This window comes from Bordetella holmesii (assembly GCF_020735985.1).
GTDB lineage: Bacteria > Pseudomonadota > Gammaproteobacteria > Burkholderiales > Burkholderiaceae_B > Bordetella > Bordetella holmesii.
This window is the reverse complement of record NZ_CP085973.1, coordinates 2512935-2535772: the sequence shown is the minus strand read 5'-3', so window position 1 is coordinate 2535772 and position 22838 is coordinate 2512935. Positions and strand designations below refer to the sequence as shown.

Annotated in this window: 15 protein-coding genes and 2 pseudogenes; 10 read left to right on the top strand and 7 right to left on the bottom strand. The window is 61.9% G+C overall.

From position 1 onward, the window contains the following. Positions 1 to 2 precede the first annotated feature (2 nt). The 4 genes from LK440_RS12115 to LK440_RS12100 all read left to right on the top strand — a co-directional run bounded on the left by LK440_RS12115 (position 3) and on the right by LK440_RS12100 (position 3480). Entirely contained in the window at positions 3 to 719 is a 717-nt protein-coding gene (locus LK440_RS12115) for a succinate dehydrogenase iron-sulfur subunit (RefSeq protein ID WP_005012346.1), read from the top strand. Between the two features lie 25 nt (positions 720 to 744). Beyond that, positions 745 to 1005, top strand: coding sequence for a succinate dehydrogenase assembly factor 2 (locus LK440_RS12110; RefSeq protein ID WP_005012348.1), 261 nt, complete (start codon positions 745 to 747; stop codon positions 1003 to 1005). Between the two features lie 20 nt (positions 1006 to 1025). Beyond that, entirely contained in the window at positions 1026 to 2327 is a 1302-nt protein-coding gene (locus LK440_RS12105; protein WP_017685560.1) for a citrate synthase, read from the top strand. A 148-nt stretch (positions 2328 to 2475) separates the two neighbouring features. Then, a complete protein-coding gene (locus tag LK440_RS12100) occupies positions 2476 to 3480 on the top strand; it encodes an ISL3 family transposase (protein ID WP_005012353.1) in 1005 nt (334 codons plus the stop codon). A 27-nt stretch (positions 3481 to 3507) separates the two neighbouring features. Here LK440_RS12100 and LK440_RS12095 read toward each other — a convergent pair whose 3' ends face one another. Continuing rightward, positions 3508 to 4377, bottom strand: coding sequence for a LysR family transcriptional regulator (locus LK440_RS12095; protein ID WP_005012355.1), 870 nt, complete (start codon positions 4375 to 4377; stop codon positions 3508 to 3510). Between the two features lie 166 nt (positions 4378 to 4543). Here LK440_RS12095 and LK440_RS12090 point away from each other — a divergent pair, with 166 nt between their 5' ends. From LK440_RS12090 to LK440_RS12070, 5 genes and pseudogenes are all read left to right on the top strand, one after another. Beyond that, entirely contained in the window at positions 4544 to 5620 is a 1077-nt protein-coding gene (locus LK440_RS12090; protein WP_005012356.1) for a putative 2-aminoethylphosphonate ABC transporter ATP-binding protein, read from the top strand. A gap of 4 nt (positions 5621 to 5624) precedes the next feature. Next, entirely contained in the window at positions 5625 to 7358 is a 1734-nt protein-coding gene (locus tag LK440_RS12085; protein WP_370510759.1) for a putative 2-aminoethylphosphonate ABC transporter permease subunit, read from the top strand. A gap of 31 nt (positions 7359 to 7389) precedes the next feature. Then, positions 7390 to 8137: pseudogene (locus LK440_RS12080) on the top strand (phosphonoacetaldehyde hydrolase). A gap of 99 nt (positions 8138 to 8236) precedes the next feature. Then, positions 8237 to 9200, top strand: a pseudogene (locus tag LK440_RS12075) (putative 2-aminoethylphosphonate ABC transporter substrate-binding protein). Positions 9201 to 9254: 54 nt separating this feature from the next. Beyond that, positions 9255 to 10382 carry a TIGR03364 family FAD-dependent oxidoreductase gene (locus LK440_RS12070; protein WP_005012362.1) on the top strand — a complete coding sequence of 376 codons (1128 nt, stop codon included), beginning with the start codon at positions 9255 to 9257 and terminating at the stop codon, positions 10380 to 10382. 41 nt (positions 10383 to 10423) lie between these two features. Here the strand turns inward: LK440_RS12070 and LK440_RS12065 are convergent, their stop codons facing one another. From LK440_RS12065 to mdeB, 6 genes are all read right to left on the bottom strand, one after another. Further along, a complete protein-coding gene (locus tag LK440_RS12065) occupies positions 10424 to 10876 on the bottom strand; it encodes a DUF2214 family protein (RefSeq protein WP_025341349.1) in 453 nt (150 codons plus the stop codon). 86 nt (positions 10877 to 10962) lie between these two features. Continuing rightward, positions 10963 to 11646, bottom strand: a complete 684-nt coding sequence (locus LK440_RS12060) for a Fe2+-dependent dioxygenase (RefSeq protein WP_005012364.1) — start codon at positions 11644 to 11646, stop codon at positions 10963 to 10965. A gap of 9 nt (positions 11647 to 11655) precedes the next feature. Next, positions 11656 to 13839, bottom strand: coding sequence for a TonB-dependent receptor (locus tag LK440_RS12055; protein ID WP_005018941.1), 2184 nt, complete (start codon positions 13837 to 13839; stop codon positions 11656 to 11658). 139 nt (positions 13840 to 13978) lie between these two features. Then, positions 13979 to 15199: an ISL3 family transposase gene (locus LK440_RS12050; protein ID WP_005012365.1), complete on the bottom strand. Its 1221-nt coding sequence runs from the start codon at positions 15197 to 15199 to the stop codon at positions 13979 to 13981. Between the two features lie 130 nt (positions 15200 to 15329). Beyond that, positions 15330 to 17612: an NADP-dependent malic enzyme gene (locus LK440_RS12045; protein ID WP_005012366.1), complete on the bottom strand. Its 2283-nt coding sequence runs from the start codon at positions 17610 to 17612 to the stop codon at positions 15330 to 15332. A gap of 173 nt (positions 17613 to 17785) precedes the next feature. Next, the gene (gene mdeB, locus LK440_RS12040) at positions 17786 to 20443 is read right to left on the bottom strand and encodes an alpha-ketoglutarate dehydrogenase (protein WP_005012367.1); all 2658 of its coding nucleotides are present in this window, start codon (positions 20441 to 20443) and stop codon (positions 17786 to 17788) included. Positions 20444 to 20678: 235 nt separating this feature from the next. On the opposite strand from mdeB, the gene LK440_RS12035 reads away from it, so the two are divergent. Further along, the gene (locus LK440_RS12035) at positions 20679 to 22724 is read left to right on the top strand and encodes an OPT family oligopeptide transporter (RefSeq protein ID WP_005012368.1); all 2046 of its coding nucleotides are present in this window, start codon (positions 20679 to 20681) and stop codon (positions 22722 to 22724) included. Positions 22725 to 22838 lie beyond the last annotated feature (114 nt).

Below are 22838 nucleotides of genomic sequence, written 5' to 3'. Positions count from 1 at the left end.
GTATGAGCACCAAACGAATCGTTAAATTCGAAATCTACCGCTACGATCCGGACAAGGACGAGCGCCCCTACATGCAGAAGCTGGAAGTCGAGCTTCAGCCGACCGACAAGATGCTGCTCGATGCGCTGGTTCGCATCAAGAATGACGTCGACGACAGCCTGGCCTTGCGCCGGTCCTGCCGCGAAGGCGTCTGCGGCTCTGATGCCATGAACATCAATGGCAAAAACGGCCTGGCCTGCACGACGAACCTGCGCGAGCTCAAGGAACCCATCGTTCTGAAGCCGCTGCCTGGTTTGCCTGTGATCCGCGACCTGATCGTGGACATGACGCACTTCTTCAACCAGTACCACTCGGTCAGTCCCTTCCTGATCAATGACACGCCGCCGCCCGAGCGCGAGCGTCTGCAATCACCGGAAGCGCGCGAAGAGCTCGACGGCCTGTACGAATGCATTCTTTGCGCGTGCTGCTTGACCTCCTGCCCGTCGTTCTGGTGGAATCCGGACAAGTTCGTCGGCCCTGCCGGCCTGCTGCAAGCCTATCGCTTCATTGCCGACAGCCGCGACGAAGCCACCGGTAGCCGTCTGGATAACCTGGAAGACCCGTATCGTCTGTTCCGCTGCCACACCATCATGAACTGTGTTGACGTCTGTCCCAAGGGTCTGAACCCGACCAAGGCGATTGGCAAGATCAAAGAACTGATGGTCCGGCGGACGGTCTAGTGCTTATTAGTATCAAAGGCCTTCAATGAGCAAGCTCACGGAATTGCAAAGGGCTCGGCTACGCTGGCGCGCGCGCCGTGGTTTGCTCGAGAACGACCTCATCATCACCCGGTATCTGGATGCCTACGAACTCCAGCTTACCGACGAAGATGTATCGGCGCTAACGCAGCTCTTCGAGCTTGGAGACAACGATCTGCTCGATCTGCTGCTGGCCCGCAAGGAGCTGGAGGGTGAATTGAACACCCCGAGGCTGCGCGCCATCATTGCGCAGATGCAAGAGCTCTGATTCATTACGAGGAAACAGCGATGAACTTGTCTGACAAAAAAGCCACTCTATCCCTATCGGATGGCAGCGCACCTATCGAACTCCCGGTGTACAAGGGCACCCTCGGCCCGGATGTCATCGACATCCGCAAGCTGTATGGCCAGACCGGCATGTTCACCTATGACCCCGGTTTCATGTCGACCGCTGCGACTTCCTCGGGCATCACCTATATCGACGGCGACAAAGGCGAGCTGCTGTATCGCGGCTACCCGATCGAGCAATTGGCGGTCAACTGCGACTTCCTCGATATCTGCTATCTGATCCTGAATGGCGAACTGCCCGACGGCGCTCAGAAGACCGACTTCGATTCGCAGGTCACGCATCACACGTTGGTCAACGAACAGCTGCATTTCTTCCTGCGCGGCTTCCGCCGCGATGCTCACCCGATGGCCGTGCTGACGGGGCTGGTGGGAGCGCTGTCGGCTTTCTATCATGACTCGACCGACATCACCAACGCCCAGCATCGTCACGTCTCGGCCATCCGCTTGATCGCCAAGATGCCGACGCTGGTCGCCATGGCGTACAAGTATTCGCAGGGCCAGCCCCTCATCTATCCGCAGAATGACCTGTCGTACACCGGCAACTTCCTGCGCATGATGTTCGCCACGCCTTGCGAAGAGTACAAGGTCAACGACGTGGTCGAGCGCGCACTGGACCGCATCTTCATCCTGCACGCCGATCACGAGCAGAACGCGTCGACCTCGACGGTGCGTCTGTGCGGTTCGTCGGGCACCAATCCCTTTGCTGCCATTGCCGCCGGCGTGGCTTGCCTGTGGGGGCCGGCTCACGGTGGCGCCAACGAAGCTTGCCTGCAGATGCTTGAGGACCTGCAAGCCAACGGCGGCGTGGCCAAGGTCGGCGAGTTCATGGAGAAGGTCAAGGACAAGAACTCGGGCGTGCGCCTGATGGGCTTTGGTCACCGCGTCTACAAGAACTACGACCCGCGCGCCAAGCTGATGCAGGAAACCTGCAAGGAAGTGCTGGGTGCTCTGGGCCTGGAAAACGACCCGCTGTTCAAGCTGGCCATGGAGCTGGAGCGCATTGCCCTCGAGGACGACTACTTCGTGCAGCGCAAGCTGTACCCGAATGTGGACTTCTACTCGGGTATCGTGCAGCGCGCCATCGGCATCCCCACCTCGCTGTTCACGGCCATCTTTGCGTTGGCGCGCACCGTAGGCTGGATTGCGCAGTGGAACGAAATGCTGTCCGATCCCGACTACAAGATTGGCCGTCCGCGCCAGCTGTACACCGGTTCGGTCGTACGCGACGTCCCCAAGCGCTGATTGCCATGCGCGGCCGCTCACCCCGAGCGGCCAACCGAACCCGGCCTCTTGGCCGGGTTTTTTTTAGGTTCATCGCGGAATAGCGTGGAGCCGTGCTTGATTGCCGTTACGCTTGATCCTTGATTTTTCAAGGATCAAGGCCGGGATCATGCTGGACCGCAAGACGATCGAGAGGTTGGGTGGGTGGGAAGGTTATCGGGTGGAGCGAGTCGTGTGGCCTGAAGGTGAGAGCCGGACGGTCACGATTTACCTGAAGCCTTCAGCGCGAACGATGCACTGCGAGCACTGCGGCAACCGATGTCGGCAGGTGCATGAGACGACCACGCGCCGGGTGCGGGATCTGCCGCTAATGGCGCTGCGAGTGACGCTGGTAGTGCCGCGTCGGCGGGTCTGGTGCGAGCAGTGCGGTGGACCGCATCTGGAGAGGCTGAGCTGGCTGGGCCGTTACCAGCGAGTGACCGACCGGCTGGCCGAGGCGGTCAGCCAGTTGCTTGAGTCCAGCAACATTCTGGCCGTGGCGCGCTTCTTCCAACTGGGTTGGCACACGGTCAAGGCGCTGGACAAGGCCCTGCTGCGACGGGCGATCCAAGAGCCGGACTGGAGCCAGATCCACTACCTAGCGATGGACGAGTTCGCTCTACACAAGGGCCATCGTTATGCCACGGTCGTTGTCGATCCGATCCGCCGTCAGGTGCTATGGATCGGTGATGGCCGCTCGCGCGAGACGGCCAGAGCCTTCTTCGAACAACTGCCAACTGGGGTTGCCCAGCAGATCCGGGCCGTAGCGATCGACATGACGACGGCCTATGAGCTGGAGATCCAGGCCAACCAGCCCTTGCTCACCGCTTATCTGATGCGCGATGAGCTCAAACAGCTGTGGTTCTACCAACACCCCGGCTACGCCCGCCAGGCATGGGATCACTGGCTGCAACAGGCTCAGGGCAGCGGCATCGCCGCCTTGGCTCACTTCGCGCTCAAGCTAAAAGCCTATCTGCACGGGATTCTGTCTCGCTGTCGCCACCGGCTCAACACCAGCATCGTCGAGGGCATCAACAACACCATCAAAGTCATCAAGCGCCGCGCCTACGGCTACCGCGATCAGGAGTACTTCTTCCTCAAGATCCGGTCTGCATTCCCCGGTATTCCTCGATGAACCTTTTTTTATCCAGGAGAGTCCACGTCAGTGAGTCGAGGCCTGGGGTGCGAGCTCGAGAAACCGGGCAATCAACTGGACCGGCTGACGCTCGCGCAGGCAGTAAAGGTATTCATGCATCATGATCGGATTGCCCGTGATGGGCAGGGCGGCAAGTTCGGGATGCGCAGGCGCTTCGCGGGCTGGAATCAGGCTGATTCCTAGATTGCACAGAACGGCCTGGCGTATGGATTCGCGGCTGCCAATCTCCAGTATCCTGGCTGGAGTGACGCCTGCGCTAGCCAATGCCTGCTCGCTTAGTTGGCGCGTCATGGATCCAGGCTCGCGCAAAAGCAGGGTGTGAGGTTGCAGGTCGCTCAGGCCGATGGCTTTGTGGCGAGCCAGAGGATGCTCACGATGCACGACCACATGCAGAGGATCGGCAGCGATCATGCGCCGATACAACTGCCTGTCTTCCATCGCATACGAGGAGGTTGCGATCTCGATGCGATATTCGCGCAGCGCCTGCAGCATGCTCTGCGAATTGCCGATGCTCAGGTGCAGGTCGATGCCTGGATAGCGTTCGTTGTAGCGCCTGACGGTATCCATGATGTAGAAAGGACCGGTTGCGCCAATGCGCAGATTGCCCTCGCGCAATTCGCACGCATCACGCAGGCGAAATTCGATCTCGTTTTCCTGCAGCATGAGTTGCTCGACCAGCGGCATGAGCCGGTGGCCAGCGTCCGACAGGCGCAGCGAGCGGCCCTGGCGGTAGAACAACTCAATGGCGTAACGTGATTCAAGCTGCCTTAACTGGCCTGTCACCGTGGGTTGGCTGACGCCCAGTTGCAGTGCGGCTTTGGTGACGGATCCGCAACGGGCGACGGCATAGAAAGATTTGAGTTCGGCGACGAGCAATGGGAGTGGCACGCCAGCGGCGTGTCCGTTGAAAGCGGCAAGACCGTCAGTAAACCAAAATATTTTGATGATTTCATTACGGCATTTGCGAGAACTGTCATAGACAGTCCATGCAAGCTCCCGATACTAGCGGTCAGGCAAGAAACCGTATCAGCAGGGAGGGGCGATGAGCCTGGCCGACAACACATTTCTGTCGGTGCGCAATCTGGGTAAGCGTTATGGCGAACATGCCGCGCTGGCGGATGTGTCACTGGATATTCGCGCTGGAGAGTTCGTCTGCTTGCTAGGCCCATCGGGCTGCGGCAAGACGACGTTGTTGCGCGCCATAGCAGGCCTGGACATGCAGGATAGCGGCTCTATCGTGCTTTGTGGCCGCGATATCTCCCAGGCTACCCCGGCCGAGCGGGATTATGGAATTCTGTTTCAGTCGTACGCGCTCTTTCCGAATATGACCGTCGAGCAGAACGTCGCGTATGGCCTGAGCGGGCGGCGTGCCCATCGTCAGCGCGTGGCCGCCCGTGTAGTCGAAATGCTGGATCTGGTGGGTCTGGGCGCGGCAGCACGCAAGTATCCCGGGCAGCTTTCCGGAGGGCAGCAGCAGCGCGTTGCTCTGACGCGGGCGTTGGCGCCTGCGCCGTCTTTGTTGCTGCTCGATGAACCCATGTCGGCACTGGATGCGCGTGTTCGCACGCACCTGCGCGCTGAACTGCGTGCCTTGCAACGCCGGCTGGCGATCACCACGCTGATGGTGACCCATGACCAGGAAGAAGCCATGGAAATGGCCGATCGTATCGCCGTCATGAACGGCGGACGTATCGAACAGTTCGGCACGGCGCGCGACCTTTACCGTCAGCCCGCGACGGCCTTCATCGCCGACTTTGTTGGCAAGGCCAATTGGTTGGGTTATGAGCGTGTCGACGCTAGCCACGTGCGTGTCGGACGTCAGCTAATCGAAGTCAGCGGCGTGCCGGCGCAAGAGCGCGGCCGCTTGTTCTTGCGCCCGGAAGCTGTCCGGTTGGCCGAGCCGCAAGGGCTGCCTATGGGCAACGCCTTTCTGGCGGAAGTCGAGGATGGTGTGTTTTTGGGCAGTAGTTATCGCTTGACGCTGCGTCTGGACGGCATGCCCGGCCTGTCGCTGCAGACCGTGGTGTCCACCGAAGCCGGCGATGCCTTGTTGGATCAACACGCCGCGGGCCGGTGCTGGGTGGAGCTGCCGCGTGATGCGTTACGTGCCTACGCTTGAGTCCATGGCTGTGCCGCCGCCCAGCCGCCTGGAGGGGGTGTGCCATGACATACCCTTGCGCCGCCGTCTGCCGGGTTGGGCCGGGCGCTGGACCTGCATAGCAGGGCAGAGCGGCTATGCGTTGGCATTGGTGATCTGTCTGGCCTTGCCGCTGGCGGCCATACTTGCGCGCGCTCTCTCCGGAGAGCAGGGCGGCATGAGCTTGTTGCGTGACATCGTGCTGCAAGCCGATTTCATGGCCATGATCGGGCGCAGCCTGTTGGTGGGCCTGACGACCGCCACGATTGTGGTGCCCTTCGCGTACTGCTATGCCTATGGACTGACGCGCACGTTGATGCCAGGCAAGAGTCTGCTGCGGATGCTGGCGTTGTTGCCGCTTCTGGCGCCGTCGCTGCTGCCTGGCATCGCACTGATTTACTTGCTGGGCAATCAGGGCTTGATCAAGGCCTGGACTGGTGGAGCGACCATCTATGGCTTCTGGGGGATCGTGGCCGGAGAGGTGTTCTATACCTTTCCGCATGCCTTGATGATTCTCGTCACCGGACTGACGTTGGCGGATGGCCGCCTTTACGATGCTGCCCGTGCCATGGGAGCCGGATCGTTGCGTACCTTCTTGACCGTCACCCTGCCTGGCACGCGCTACGCGGTGTTTTCGGCCTGCTGCCTGGTATTCACCCTTGCCGTCACGGACTTCGGCGTCCCCAAGGTGATCGGAGGCGACTACAACGTGCTGGCGGTACAGGCCTACAAGGCGGTGGTGGGGCAGCAGAACTTCTCCAAGGGCGCGGCCATCGCGCTGATGTTATTGATCCCCGCTGTGCTGACATTCGCGCTGGATCGTCGCATGCGCACGCGCAAGGGCGCGGCGTTGAGCGGTCGGTCGCAACGTTACGAGCCACGTCCGCATGCGCTGCGTGACAGCGGTTTCCTGCTCGTCAGTATCCTGGTGGCGTTGGCGCTGACGACCCTGGTGGGCGTGGCCGTGTGGGCCTCATTCATCAAAATGTGGCCCTACAACCTGTCGGTATCGCTGCGTTCCTATGATTTCGACAACATGGACGGAGGCGGATGGCTGGCCTGGCGCAATAGTTTGACGCTTGCTGCGTTGACGGCCCTGATCGGGACGGCTTTGGTATTCGGCGGGGCCTGGATGATAGAGAAGTTGCCAGCTCGCGCGGCGACCCGGCCGTTGCGCAGTCTGGTCAATCTGTTGGCGCTCGTGCCCATGGCTGTACCGGGCCTGGTTCTCGGCCTGGGTTACATCTTCTTTTTCAATAGCCCATCCAATCCTCTCAATGGTCTGTACGGCACCATGGCCCTGTTGGTGATATGCACGGTCGTGCATTTCTACACCAGCGCACATCTGACTGCTGTTACGGCACTGAGCGCGTTAGACCCGGAATTCGAGGCGGCTTCGGCGGCGTTGAAGGTACCCGCCGTGCTTACCTTCTGGCGCGTGACGCTACCCATGTGCCTGCCCGCCGTACTGGCTACGGCGCGGTATCTCTTCGTATCCGCGATGACGACGGTTTCGGCGGTGGTGTTTCTCTACAGCCCTTCGACCGTACTGGCCGCGGTCGCCGTGCTCAATATGGATGATGCCGGTTTTATCGGACCCGCGGCGGCCATGTGCACCGTCATCATGGCCAGTTCCGCCGCGGTGTCGTTGCTATTGCACGGCCTGGGCCGTGCGTTATTGAGCCATACGCAGAACTGGCGCGGCGTGCCGCGCGATTGATGGCCGTATCTCTTTGTTTACTGGAAATGCGATGAATGTTCTTCCCACCCGGCTTGAGGCCGTGATATTCGACTGGGCCGGTACCTTGGTCGACTTCGGATCGTTTGCGCCGACCCGGGTTTTCGTCGACGCGTTTGCGCAGTTTGGCGTGACGCTGTCCTTGCCGCAGGCGCGCGGCCCGATGGGTATGGGCAAATGGGACCACATCCGCACGTTGTGCAATGAGCCAGATATCGCGCGACAGTATCAGGAGCGTTTTGGCGTGTTGCCGGATGACGCGGCGGTTACGTCCATCTACGAGCGTTTTCTGCCCATGCAACTGGAGAAGGTCGCCGAGTACTCGGACGTGATTCCCGGCGCGGTTGAGGTGCTGGCGGATCTCGCCGAACGCGGCTTGAAGGTCGGTTCGTGCTCGGGGTATCCCGCAGCCGTCATGCAGCGCGTGCTCGGCCGCGCCCGCCATGGCGCTGAAAAATGCCATTGCCCTGGGCATTGATGACGTAGCCGGTTGCGTCAAAGTCGATGACACCAGCGTCGGCGTGGAGGAAGGCCGGCGGGCAGGCATGTGGTCGGTGGGTGTGCTGCTATCCGGCAATGCTGCAGGGCTGAGTCTGTCGGAGTGGCAGGCGCTGCAAGACGACGCAAGAAACCAGGCGCGTGAGCGCGCCCGTCAGGTGTTTGCCCCAGCCCAACCTCACTATTTCATCGATACCGTGGCCGAGCTGCCCGGCGTGCTCAGCGCTATCGCGGCACGTCTGGCGCGCGGCGAACGGCCCTGAGTCACCCCCTGCCCCCTTACGGAGTTTATTCATGCCTGAGTTCCACCTGTTTGCTCGCCGCGCTTTGAGTCTGCTGGCCCTGGCTGCGCGGCGCCCGCGATGGCGAAACAGACCACGTTGACGGTTTACACCGCTCTTGAAGCCGACCAGATCAAGGCTTATCAGGCTGCCTTCGAGCGCGAGTATCCTGATATCAAGATCCAATGGGTACGCGACTCCACCGGCATCATCACCGCCAAGTTGCTGGCCGAAAAGAACAATCCCAAGGCGGATGTGATCTGGGGGCTGGCCGGAACCTCGCTGGGTCTGATGGACAAGGAAGGAATGCTGCAACCCTACGCCCCCAAAGGCCTGGACCAGATTTCCCCCACCATGCGCGACGCCAAGGAGGTGCCAGCCTGGGTTGGCATGGATGCCTTTGCAGCAGCTATCTGCTTCAACACCATCGAAGCCAAGAAGCAGAATCTGCCCGAGCCAAAGTCGTGGCAGGACCTCACGCGCCCCGAGTATGCGGGCAAGATCGTCATGCCCAATCCGGCTTCTTCCGGCACGGGTTTTCTGGACGTCAGCGCTTGGCTGCAAATGTTTGGAGAAGAAAAGGGTTGGGCCTTCATGGACGCCTTGCACAAGAATATCGGCAGCTATACGGATTCCGGCTCCAAACCGTGCAACCTTGCCGCCTCGGGTGAGTTTCCGATCGGAGTGTCCTTCGACTATCGTGCGGCCAAGCTCAAGGCCGAGGGCGCTCCGATACAGCCGGTTTTCCCAAGCGAAGGGCTGGGCTGGGAAGTCGAGGCGACCGCTATCGTGCGCGGCACCAAGAACATGGAGGCCGCGCAAAGTGGCTGACTTCTCCGCCAGTCGCGCGGCCAATGAGCTTTACAAGACCAATTTTGCGGTCCTGGCCATCCCCGCGGTGGCGACATCCAATCCCAATCTGCCTGCCGATCTGGCCTCGCGCATGATCAAGAACGATTTCGTGTGGGCGGCCACGCAACGCGAACCCATCTTGGCTGAATGGACCAAGCGCTACGACAGCAAGTCCGAACCGAAGAAGAAGTAAAACGTCAGGGGCGCGCAGGGTGCGCGCCCGTCTGCTGCCTTGAGAGATAGTGCAATGAAATCATTTGATGTGGTGGTCATCGGTGGCGGCATCCTCGGGATGGCGCATGCGTGGGCCAGCGCCCGCCGCGGGCTTTCCGTTGCGGTGGTCGAGCGCGCCCGTCAGGCGCATGGTGCCACCATCCGGAATTTTGGCCAGGTACTGGTGACGGGGCAGGCTCCTGGCGACATGGCCAATCTCGCCAGGCAGACGCGTGCCTTGTGGCTGCAACTGGCCGGCCAGGCCGGTTTTCATGTCAGGGCGAACGGCTCGTTGGTGCTGGCGCGTACGGCTCAGGAAAGCGATGTGCTGGAAGAGTTCGCCAGCCATCGCCTGGCGGCCGAGGGTTACGCCGCGCGACTGCTCAGCAATCGCGAGCTCGCCGCCTTCTATGGGGGGCGTCTGGAGCACCATTGCGCGGCCTTGCGCGGAGAGGACGACCTGCAGATTTACTCACGCGAAGCGCTGCCTGCCATTACCCGTCATCTGGGCGACGACCTCGGCGTGGCGATGATTCACGGCACGCTGGCGCGCAAAGTCGAAGGGGGCGAAGTCGACACCACGGCGGGCCGGTTCAAGGCAGGCCATGTATTCGCCTGTCCGGGACATGACTATCTGATGCTGTGGCCGGAAATTTTCGCGCCGCTGAACCTGGAACTCTCTCGCCTGCAAATGCTGCGGGTGGCATTTGTCGAACAGGCGTTCGAGGTTGATATGCCGCTGCTCACGGGGCTGTCCTGCGTGCATTACGGTGCGTTCTCGGACCTGCCCAGCGCGCAACGTCTGCGGCAGACCTTCGAGCAGCACAGCCCGTTCCTGATGCGCGAAGGTATACATTTGTTGATCAGCCCAACGCCGTATGGGGAGTTGATCGTGGGCGATTCGCATCGTTATGGCGTCGATGCGTTGCCGTTCAACGATGAGGCCGTCGATGAGACGCTCCTGAGCCTGGCGCAACAGGCGCTTGGTGCGCGCCTGCTGGTGCTGGAGCGCTGGCAAGGTGTCTATGGCGCTCATGGCCCCGCACCGTATTCGGTCTTGCAGGCCGATACCCAGACCACGGTGTCCGTCATGCATTCGGGTGTGGGCATGACGGTGGGCCTGGCCATAGGCGAGCGGGCCGTGGCGGCTGCTCTGGGGTGAGCAGGGCCGGGGCGCGCCAGAATCATGGCCTGTCTTCTACATCAAATACCGATGCCGCGTGCCATTAATGTGGCAAACAGCGCCATCAGGATGAGCAGGTGCGCTTCGATCATCACCCAGCGCCGGGTCGTACCTATGGCTTGGGCGTCGGGCAGAAAATCGGCATCCTTGGCAGCCGAATTGCGCCAACGCAGATAGGTCAGCGTCGGCTTGAGCGAACAGAGCCCGATAATGATGAATACGGTCAGCTTGGCATGAAACCAGGGGTTGATCATGTAGAACAGGCCGCCCTTGGCGCCAAAGGCGAAGCGCAGCACGCCGGTGATCAGGGCCAACAGGGCCGCCAGCAAATAAAAGCGGTCGTACGTGAGCAGGCGGCCGAGCGCCTCCCGTGTCAGGCTGGGGCGAAGGAGCACGGATTCGGCGGTGATCAGTACGACGACGAGAAAGATGGCCAGATAGTGGAGCCAGGCCAGCAGAGCGTCTTGCAACATGGGAGCGTCCTTGTCCTCGAGGTGCCGGCGGGCGCCGGCCATGCGCAGATTTTCCCTCAAAACCGGCGGACGTGGCCTCCCAGTAGTCAGGGCTCTGCCCAGCGGCGTAGAAGGTTATGGTAGACGCCCGTAAGCGCTACGGCTTGCGGGCTGCCCGTGCCCAGCGCATTCGCGGTGTCCTGAATGGCTCCGTCGAGTTCGTACAGCAAGGTGCGTTGGCCATCGTCGCGTATCAGGCTCTGTATCCAGAAAAAGGCGGCGATCCGTTCGCCCTGCGTGACTGGCGTCACGCGATGCAGGCTGGTGGAGGGATAGAGCACCATGTCACCTGCAGGAAGTTTGACGCGGTGTTCGCCATAGGTGTCCTGGATGACGAGTTCGCCGCCTTCGTAGTCCTCGGGCGGCCGCAGGAATAACGTGGCAGACAGATCGGTGCGCAGCCCGCGCGTTTCTCCGGCGGGGTAGCGAATGGCGTTGTCGACGTGCATGCCAAAGGCTTCGCCGACGCCATAGCGATTGAACAGCATCGGAAAAATACGCGTGGGCAGGGCGGCTGAGATGAACAGCGGGTGGCGCAGCAACTGTTGCTCGATATGGGTGGCGATGCGCTGGCCGACCGTGTTGCCGGGTGGCAGCTGACGGTTGTGTTTGACCAACGTCGATTGAAAACCGGCCGTGCGCGCACCGTCTTCCCACTCTGTGGCCAACAGATCGAGCAGATATTGGTGCGCCACGGCCGGCTCCAGCACGCCAGGGATGTGCAATAGCATTGGACGGTCTCAGTAACGCCAAAGCGCTGTCAATATGGCCGAGCGGCCGTCGCCAAGCTCCACCTGCGAGGAGCGGGCCTGCGCCCCCGGGTTCTGGCGAACCTTTTCGATATAGGCTTTATTGGTGAGATTGTCGACGTTCAGTTGCAGGCTGAGGTTGGCGTTGACGGTATAGGCCACCATGAGACTGTGCACCGCATACCCCGGGATATCGCCCCCGCCGGCAGAGCTGACGGGACGCTTGCCGATCGTGCGGATGCCATAGCCGGCTTTCCACCCGGACGGCCAAGAATAGGTCGTCCATACGCTCAGGCTGTGATTGGGCGTATTGCCCAGAGGCAAGCCCTCCTGTTCGGGTTTGACCGCAGATTTGAGCGTACGGCTGTGCAGGTAGGTGTAGCCGGCGTAGATATCCCATTGGGGCGTGAGCCTACCGGTGGCGCCCAACTCCAGGCCGCGGACCTGCTGTTTGCCGGTGAGTGTGTTGCTGCCATCGGACTGGCGCTCGCGCGCATTCTGTTTGGTGGTCTGAAACAGCGCTGCGGTCAGAGCGAGCTGGCGATCCAGCACGTCCCATTTCGTACCCAGTTCCAGGCTGTTGTTGCGCTCGGGTGCGAGATCATTGGTGGCCGCAGCCAAACCTCGGCCGGTGGTGACCGCGGGTTCGGACGAGGGGTTGAACGAGCTGCCGTATGACAGGTAGATCCGGCCATTGTCGGCAGGCTTGTACGTCACGGCAGCCCGGCCACTGAATGCACGGGTCTTGGAGAGGTTGCGCGTGGCTGAGCCGCCTTCGGGCTGGCTGCGGCCCCGCACGTCGATCCAGTCATGCCGCAGGCCCAGACCGAGATCCCAGTCTGGTGACAGTGCCACGCTGTCGGTGAGGTAGAGCGCGCGTGTTACCAGGCTGTTGCGCAGAAGATTGGTGTTGCTGCGCACGCGCGGGCCACTCCAGTAGCCAGGCGGGTTGGCGATCGGATACCCGGAAGCCGGATAGTGCTTGTTCAGGTTGTAGCTGGAGGTCTGCAGGCGGAAGGTTTCTTCCGATAGCTCCACCCCAGCGCCTATCTTGTGCTTGAGCCCCAGGAGCTCGCTGTCGACATTGAGGTGGGTCTGGTTGGCCAGCAGTTTGGTGCTCATGTTCCGGCCGTAGCCCTGGGGGCCGGCCGGCTTGTAGTAGCCCGGCTGCAATCCCATTAGGCTGATCTGCGAAGCGGAGATCACCGTGTCGCGGTCCAGTTGGGAGTAGCGCGTGAGATTTTGCAACGTGGCGCCCGAGCCGAAGCGGTGGATGACTTCGGAGGTGGCGATATGCGAATGCGCATGTTCGTGATCCAGGTTGCGCCAGCCAAAATAGGCATGGCGGCCCACCAGCGGCCGCCCATTGCGCGCGGGCAGGCCGTAATCGGGCAGGTTGCGGTCTGTCTGGTAGAAATAGCTCAGCGTCCACTGCGTGGGGCCCCCCACACCGAGTTTGAGCGACGGCGCGATGCCCCAGCGCTTGCGATCAACCGGATCGCGTCCAGGCACATCGTTGCCGTGCGCCATGAGATTCAGGCGCCACGCGGCAGCGGCCTCGGGCAGGGTCCGATTGGCGTCAAGCGCCACGCGCCGGTAGCGGTCGGTGCCCAGGCCCGTCTCGGCATGCACGAAGTTTTCCTGGCGGGGGCGTTTGGTGATCAGATTGATACTGCCGCCGGTGGTGCCGGCACCACCGAAGACGGAGTTAGGCCCTTTGATGACTTCAACGGACTCGTAATTGAAAAGATCGCTGCGGTTGGACTGGCCGCTGTCGCGCAGGCCGTCGATCTGAAAGTTGGTGCTGGCGTTGAACCCGCGCACGTTGACGTTGTCTCCCAGACCGCCGCCGCCTTCGCCCGCGTTGAAGGTCACGCCGCTGACGTTGTTGAGGACCTGCCGCAGACCGTGGGCGTTCTGCTCCTCGCGGACGCTGTCCGGGATGATGTTTATCGTTTGAGGGATGTCGAGCACGGGCTGGGTGTACTTGGGCGAAGCCGAGTTGTCCACTTTGGGCCCTGGAGAAGCGGTGACTTCCACCGGCGCGAGTTGCACGGGGTCAGCAGGCATGGCGGCTGCATGCGTCGTGGCAGCTGACAGGCCGATTGCAATGAAGGCGCTGCCCAGGCGCGACGATGGAGGCAGTGCACGGGCACGGATAGCAGGAATAGACATGTGCGACTGATACTGATTTGCATTTAGTGATCGGAGCCGCGATGATGGTTCGGGCTGGATCGCGGGTGTATCAGTCGAATCGTTTTTTTCTGCGCGATATTTCTTTGAGGTGGGCGAGCCGTGCAGAACAAAAAAAGGTTCATCGAGGAATACCGGGGAATGCAGACCGGATCTTGAGGAAGAAGTACTCCTGATCGCGGTAGCCGTAGGAGCGGCGCTTGATGACTTTGATGGTGTTGTTGATGCCCTCGACGATGCTGGTGTTGAGCCGGTGGCGACAGCGAGACAGAATCCCGTGCAGATAGGCTTTTAGCTTGAGCGCGAAGTGAGCCAAGGCGGCGATGCCGCTGCCCCGAGCCTGTTGCAGCCAGTGATCCCATGCCTGGCGGGCGTAGCCGGGGTGTTGGTAGAACCACAGCTGTTTGAGCTCATCGCGCATCAGATAAGCGGTGAGCAAGGGCTGGTTGGCCTGGAGCAACTCGTCCAACTTTACCGATTGGCACGGATCGAGGTTTTTGCGATTGCGCAGCAGTAGCCAGCGACTGGACTTGATCACCCGGCGGGCCGGCTTGTCGTGCCGCAACTGGTTCGCTTGGTCTACACGCACCCGGTCTATCACTTCACGGCCGTACTTGGCCACGACGTGGAACAGGTCGTAGACGATCTCGGCGTTGGGGCAGTTGGCCTGGATCTCCAGCTCATAGGCCGTCGTCATGTCGATCGCTACGGCCCGGATCTGCTGGGCAACCCCAGTTGGCAGTTGTTCGAAGAAGGCTCTGGCCGTCTCGCGCGAGCGGCCATCACCGATCCATAGCACCTGACGGCGGATCGGATCGACAACGACCGTGGCATAACGATGGCCCTTGTGTAGAGCGAACTCGTCCATCGCTAGGTAGTGGATCTGGCTCCAGTCCGGCTCTTGGATCGCCCGTCGCAGCAGGGCCTTGTCCAGCGCCTTGACCGTGTGCCAACCCAGTTGGAAGAAGCGCGCCACGGCCAGAATGTTGCTGGACTCAAGCAACTGGCTGACCGCCTCGGCCAGCCGGTCGGTCACTCGCTGGTAACGGCCCAGCCAGCTCAGCCTCTCCAGATGCGGTCCACCGCACTGCTCGCACCAGACCCGCCGACGCGGCACTACCAGCGTCACTCGCAGCGCCATTAGCGGCAGATCCCGCACCCGGCGCGTGGTCGTCTCATGCACCTGCCGACATCGGTTGCCGCAGTGCTCGCAGTGCATCGTTCGCGCTGAAGGCTTCAGGTAAATCGTGACCGTCCGGCTCTCACCTTCAGGCCACACGACCCGCTCCACCCGATAACCTTCCCACCCACCCAACCTCTCGATCGTCTTGCGGTCCAGCATGATCCCGGCCTTGATCCTTGAAAAATCAAGGATCAAGCGTAACGGCAATCAAGCACGGCTCCACGCTATTCCGCGATGAACCAAAAAAAAACCGGGGCAAGTAAGCCCCGGTTTGCAGTAATGCGCCGTATCAGCGGGCCTCTGCTTCCTGCTGCGCGTCGACCACCGCCAGCGCCGTCATGTTGACGATGCGGCGCACGGTAGCGCTGGTAGTCAGGATATGCACGGGACGGGCCGCGCCCAGCAGGATGGGGCCCATGGCCACACCGTTGCTGCCCGTCATCTTGAGCATGTTGTAGGTGATGTTGCCGGTATCGAGATTGGGCATTACCAACAGATTGGCCGGACCCTTGAGCGAGCTGTCGGGATAGGCCTGCAGACGGATTTTCTCCGACAGCGCAGCATCGGCATGCATCTCGCCATCGACTTCCAGGTGCGGGGCGCGTTCGGCAACCAGCCGGCGGGCATGAGCCATCTTGCGTGAAGACTCCGTCGGGCGGCTACCGAAATTCGAGTGCGACAGCAGCGCGATCTTCGGCATGACGCCAAAGCGCATCATCTCTTCACCAGCCTGGATGGTGATATTGGCGATTTCTTCGGCCGACGGGTTTTCGTTGACATGCGTGTCGGCCACGAACAGGGTCTGGTCAGGCAGCATGAGGACGTTGAGCGCGGCGAAAGTCTGGCCGGGCTTGGTGCCGATGACTTCGTCGATGTACTTGAGCTGATTGTCGTACTTGCTGGCCACGCCGCACAACAAGGCGTCGGCATCGCCGCGGCGTAGCAACATCGCCGCAATCAGCGTGTTGTGCTTGCGGATCATGGCCTTGGCTACGGTCGGCGTGACGCCATTGCGGCCCTGCAATTCATAGTAGGCCTGCCAGGTGTCATTGAAGCGGCTATCGTCTTCAGGATCGACGATCTCGATGTTCTGGCCGGCGATCAGACGCAGCCCGGACTTCTGGATGCGCATCTCGATAACCGCGGGGCGACCGATCAGGATGGGGTGGGCAAGTTTTTCGTCAACCACCACCTGTACGGCGCGCAGGACGCGCTCGTCTTCGCCATCGGCGTAGACCACACGCTTGGGTGCGGTCTTGGCTTGCTTGAACAGCGGGCGCATCAGCTGACCCGAATGGTAGACAAAGCCCATGAGCTTTTGGCGGTAGGCTTCGATGTCTTCGATCGGGCGGCTGGCCACGCCGGAGTCGGCCGCCGCCTGGGCTACGGCCGGAGCGATCTGCACGATCAGGCGCGGATCGAATGGCTTCGGGATGATGTATTCGGGGCCGAAGGACAGCTCCTGGCCGGCATAGGCGCGGGCCACCTCATCGTTTTGCTCGGCCTGGGCCAGTTCTGCAATCGCCTTCACGCAGGCCAGCTTCATTTCTTCGGTGATGCGCGTGGCGCCGGCATCGAGCGCGCCGCGGAAGATGAAGGGAAAGCACAGGACGTTGTTGACCTGGTTGGGGTAGTCCGAACGGCCGGTGGCGACGATGCAGTCCGGACGCGCCGCGCGAGCGATCTCGGGGCGGATTTCTGGTTCGGGATTGGCCAGAGCAAGAATCAAGGGTTTGCTGGCCATGGTCTTGACCATGTCGCCCGTCAACACGCCAGCCGTCGAGCAACCCAGGAAGACGTCGGCGTCCTTGACCACGTCGGCCAGTGTGCGCGCATCGGTTTTCTGGGCGTAGCGACGCTTGTTGGCTTCCATGTTTTCGTCGCGGCCCTCCCAGATCACTCCGCGCGAATCCACGACGTAAATGTTCTCGCGTTTGATTCCCAGATGCACCAGAAGGTCCAGGCAGGCGATGGCCGCCGCTCCGGCGCCAGAGCAGGCAAGTTTGACCTTGTCCATGTCCTTGCTGACCACTTTCAAACCATTGAGGATAGCGGCCGAGGAGATGATGGCGGTGCCGTGCTGGTCGTCGTGGAAGACGGGAATCTTCATGCGTTCCCGCAGCTTCTTCTCGATGTAGAAGCATTCGGGCGCTTTGATGTCCTCTAGGTTGACGCCGCCCAGGGTCGGCTCGAGCGCCGCGATGATGTCGACCAGTTTGTCAGGGTCGTTTTCGGCCAGTTCGATGTCAAACACATCGATGCCGGCAAACTTCTTGAACAGGCAGCCCTTGCCTTCCATCACAGGCTTGGCAGCCAGTGGGCCGATATTGCCCAGGCCCAGCACCGCCGTGCCATTGGTGATCACGCCGACCAGGTTGGCGCGTGAGGTGTACAGCGACGCGGCGTCGTTGCTCTGATCGTAGATGGCCATGCAGGCGGCTGCCACGCCAGGCGAATAGGCCAGCGACAGGTCATCCTGATTGGCCAGCGTCTTGGTTGGCGTGACGGAGATTTTGCCCGGGGTGGGATAGGCGTGGTAATCCAGGGCCAACTTGGTGAAGGTTTCGTCCATGAGTGAGGTGCTGCCTTTATGCGTGCGCTAACTATGAAAAACCGTTGAACGGGCGCAAGAACCCGTCCCGAGTATTCGGGATAACCACGTATTTCAACAGAAAGCGCGCGTTCGTGCTTGGGCCGTTATTGCTGCATTGCAGCGTGCAGCGCCAGTCCGCGGCACGCCTGGCCTTAGTTGAGCCAGGCAGCGGTCTGGCGGATGGTCAAGCGGCTTCGTTGATCGTCGCGGGCGGCCTGCCAGGTGCTGTCCTGGTTGCAGAGCAAGTCCAACGCATGCAACACGATCCATTCGGCGCCGATTTCGAAGAAATCGCGCAGGCGCGCTCGCGTGTCGCTGCGCCCGAAACCGTCGGTGCCCAGAGTTCGATAGTGTCCCGGAACCCAGGCGCGGATTTGATCGGGAACCGCCCGCACATAATCCGACACCGCTACGGTGGGCAGGTCGGTGTTCAGACACTGATGCAGCCAGGCCGGTTCGCCTTCCAGACCCAGCGCGGCCTTGCGTTCGGCGCGCCTGCCGTCTCGGGCCAGTTCACTGAAGCTGGTTACGCTCCAGACCTCGGCCTGCACGTCGTAGCGTTGCCGCAGCAGTTCGGCCGCGGCCTCGGCCTCAGGCAGCATGGGGCCTGCTCCCAAGAGCCGCAGCAGGGCTTTCTGCGGCCGGTGCACGCAGTACATGCCGCGCAGAATGCCCTGGGCTGCGTGCGCAGGCATATCGGGCTGGGGCAGGTTTTCGTTGGTCACTGTCAAATAATAGAACTCGTCGTGCTGCTCGCCGAGCATGCGGCGCATGCCTGCCTCGACGATGACCGCCACCTCGTAGGCATACGCGGGGTCATAGGCCCGACAGTTAGGCACCGTCGAAGCGATCAGATGGCTCGCCCCGTCCTGATGTTGCAGACCTTCCCCGCCCAACGTGCTGCGGCCGGAGGTCGCGCCGATGAGAAATCCCCGGCAGCGCTGGTCGGCCGCCGCCCAGATCAGGTCGCCGATACGCTGAAAACCGAACATCGAGTAATAAATGTAGAAGGGCAGGGTGGGCAGGTCGTGGGTGGAGTAGCTGCTTGCCGCTGCCGTCCAGGAAGAGATCGCTCCGGCTTCCGTGATCCCCTCTTCGAGGATCTGGCCATCGCGCGCCTCGCGGTACGAAAGCACCGAGCCGATGTCTTCGGGTTCATAGAGTTGCCCTTGGGCCGAGTAAATTCCGATCTGGCGAAAAAGATTGGCCATGCCGAAAGTACGTGCCTCGTCGGCCACGATGGGCACCATGCGCGGCCCTAGTTCGGGGTGTTTGAGAAGTTGGGTCAACATGCGCACCACCGCCATGGTGGATGACATCTCTTTGCCCTGGGCGTGCAGGGCAAAAGGGGCGAACTCCGTGGCCGGTGGTGTCGCCAGGGATCGGTCGCCGCGCGAGCGGCGGGGGATGTAGCCGCCCAGGGCGCGGCGGCGCGCATGCAGATGGCGTAGTTCCCTGCTGTCGGCAGCCGGGCGGTAAAAGCGCAGATTCAGGCAGTCATCATCGGACAGGGGCAGGGCGAAGCGGTCCCGGAAGGCCAGCAGGGCTTGATCGTCGAGTTTTTTCTGTTGATGGGTCGTCATGCGGCCCTGTCCGGCCGCACCCATGCCAAATCCCTTTTTTGTCTGCGCCAGGATGACGGTGGGCTGGCCGCGATGGCGGACCGCCCTGTGATAGGCGGCGTGGATTTTCACCATGTCATGGCCGCCACGGCGCAGCCGGTCGATCGCACCGTCGTCCAGGTCGGCAACCAGGGCGGCCAGCGCGGGATTCTGGCCGAAGAAGTGCTCCCGGTTGTAGGCGCCATCCTTGGCGGCAAAGGTCTGGAATTGGCCGTCCACCGTGTGCGAGAACGCGCGAGCCAGCGCCTCCTGGTCATCGGCAGCAAACAGGGCATCCCAGTCTCCGCCCCACAGCAGCTTGATGACATTCCATTCCGCCCCGGCGTAGAGTGTTTCCAGCTCGTCGATGATGCGTCCGTTGCCGCGCACCGGCCCGTCGAGGCGTTGCAGATTGCAGTTGATGACAAACACGAGGTTGTCGAGCTTCTCGCGCGCGGCCAGGGTGAGCGCGGCAATCGATTCGGGCTCGTCCATCTCTCCATCGCCGAAAATTCCCCACACCCGTCGATCGGACTCCGTGGCAAGCCCGCGATGCTCCAGGTAACGCATATAGCGCGCCTGATAGATGGCGTTGATGGGACCGATCCCCATGGATCCTGTCGGGAACTGCCAGAAATCCGGCATCAGCCAGGGATGCGGATAGGAAGACAGGCCCCGCCGGCCTTGTGCGCGCGCGGCGATTTCCTGGCGAAACAGCGCCAGGTCCTCTTCCTCCAAAAATCCCTCAAGGAAGGCGCGCGCGTAGATGCCGGGCGCCGAGTGCGGCTGCATGTAGACCAGATCACTCCCCCGTCCTGCCAATCCGGCGCGGAAGAAATGGTTAAAACCCACTTCGAACAGGTCTGCCTCCGAGGCATAGCTGGCGATGTGTCCGCCCAGCTCACCATGAGCCTGATTGGCGCGCACCACCATGGCCAGCGCATTCCAGCGGTTGATGCCGGCCAGGCGTGCCTCCAGATCCAGGTCTCCCGGGAATGCGGGCTCCTCGGCGCGCCCGATGGTGTTCAGGTACGGCGTGCTGGCATTGCGCGGCAGCTTCACCCCCAGCTTGCCGGCATGCTCCAGCAGACAGTCGAGCACATAGGAGGCCCGTTCGCCTCCTTCGGCCTCGAACAAGGAGCTGAGAGCGTCGCGCCATTCGGCGGTTTCGGCCGCATCACTGTCGACGGCGGCGGGGCGTGCGGACATGGTTGTCTCCGGTGGGGTTTTTTTGTAATCCTATGGCGCAGTGGCAAGCATGGGTGACCGAATTCGGTGTGCGGTATCAGGGTTGGCTGGCATGGACTGCCGCTGGGTGCAGATTCGGCAGTTGAATATGCTGATATAAGGGTTTTCGTGGCCTCTGGAAGCCGCAGTTGGCTGCGGGCGCGCTACCATGACGTGCGACCGGCGTCGTCTTGCCGGATGGACAGGGAGAGATTCGATGGCCGAAGGTTTGCGGGTTCCGGATTCGATGTCGCTGCCGGAACTGACCGTGCGCGGGGTGTTGCTGGGCATGGTCATTACGGTGATCTTCACCGCGTCCAATGTCTTTCTGGGTCTGAAGGTCGGATTGACCTTTTCGTCGGCCATCCCGGCCGCCGTGATTTCGATGTCGGTGCTGCGAATGTTTTCCGGGGCGAATATCCTCGAAAACAATATGGTGCAGACCCAGGCTTCGGCGGCTGGAACATTGTCGTCCATCATTTTCATCCTGCCCTCCCTGGTGATGCTGGGCCATTGGCAGCATTTCCCTTTCTGGCAGACGCTGGCCATTTGCGCGGCCGGAGGCATGCTGGGCGTGATGTTCTCGATTCCGCTGCGTCACCTCATGGTGGTCAAGAGTTCCTTGCCCTATCCGGAGGGAGTGGCTGCGGCGGAGATCCTGCGCGTAGGCAGCAGCGCCCGTTCGCAGGAGGCCTCCGGGCGGACGGCGCCGACGGGGATGGGCGATATCCTCTTGGGCGGCGGTGTGGCCGCCGTGGCCAGCTTTGCCGCCAGCGGCCTGCGGCTGCTGGGCGATGCGGTCAACGGCTGGTGGTCACTGGGCGGCGCGGTGCTGCGGCTGCCCATGGGATTCTCCCTGGCCTTGCTAGGGGCGGGTTACCTGATCGGCATTGTGGCAGGTCTGGCCATGTTGACGGGCCTGGTCATCGCCTGGGGGGTGGCGGTGCCCGTGCTGACCTGGCATTCGCTGCCGGCGGCCGGTCAGAGTCTGGCCGACTTCGGTACGCAGATCTGGAGTTCGCAGGTGCGTTTTATCGGGGCTGGCGTCATAGGCGTCGGGGCCGTCTGGACGCTGGCGCTGCTGTTTTTGCCGATGATGCGTGGCATGGCAACCCTGTTCGGCTCGATGTCCGCGGGTGGGCGGCCGCGAGGCGAGGTGCCTCGCACCGAACGCGACCTTCCGGGTGGCTGGATTGCACTGCTGACGCTGGTGCTGGTGGCGGTGCTGGTCGTGGTGTTCGCCTACTTTATAGCTGCAACGCCGGTGGCCCAGGGGCGGGTTTGGTCATTGGTGACGTATGCCGTGCTGTTTGCATTCGTGTTTGGTTTTCTGGTGGCGGCGGCCTGCGGCTATATGGCGGGCTTGGTCGGGTCTTCGACCAGCCCTATCTCGGGTGTAGGTATCGTGGCCATCGTGCTGGTGTCGTTGCTCATGGTTGCGCTGCACAAGGAGGACGGTCTGCTGGCGTCTGCGGAGGGCCTGCGCCTGGCCACGGCGTTGGCGATCTTCACGACGGCCGCGGTCATCGCCGTGGCATCCATCGCGAATGACAATCTGCAGGATCTCAAGACCGGTTGGCTGGTCGGAGCCACCCCCTGGCGTCAGCAAGTCGCCCTGCTGATAGGTTGCCTGGTCGGGGCCGCAGTCATCTCGCCGGTACTGGACCTGCTCTATAACGCCTATGGGTTCGCCGGCGCCATGCCCCGTCCTGATATGGACCCTGACCGGGCGCTTTCGGCGCCGCAGGCCTCACTCATGCTGGCCATTGCCCGCGGGATTTTCCTGCGCGATCTGAACTGGCTCATGATCGTCATCGGGATGGGAATAGGGGTGACGCTCATCGTTGTCGACGAACTGTTGAAGCGGTGTTGCGAGGTCGCCCGCATGCCGGTGCTGGCCGTGGGCATTGGCATTTATCTGCCGCCAACCGTCAGTGCTCCCATCGTGGTCGGCGCCATACTGGCCTGGTGGCTGGAGAAGATATTGCGCCGGCGGGCGCAGGCGCGGGGTGTACAGCTGGCGGAAGATGCCGCGGCGGCCAGGCGGCGCGGTGTCTTGCTGGCCTCCGGGCTCATCGTGGGCGAAAGCCTGATCGGGGTTTTTATGGCCGCCGTGATCGGTGCCACTCAGAAAGATGCGCCACTGGCATTGGTCGGGCCCGGCTTTTCGGAAACCGCGGAATGGCTGGGTTTGGTCGTCTTTATACTGGTGGTAATCGGCTTTGGCCGCCGGGTAGTGGGGCGCGGGGACTTGGCGAGTTGAAGCAGCCGTCGTATTCTGGTCACTTCGATCGTGCAAGGGCGCAGAAATCTGCGCCGCAAGATGCCGTCATGAAGCGGTGCGTAAACACCAATAGAGGGTCATAACCTGCGCCTT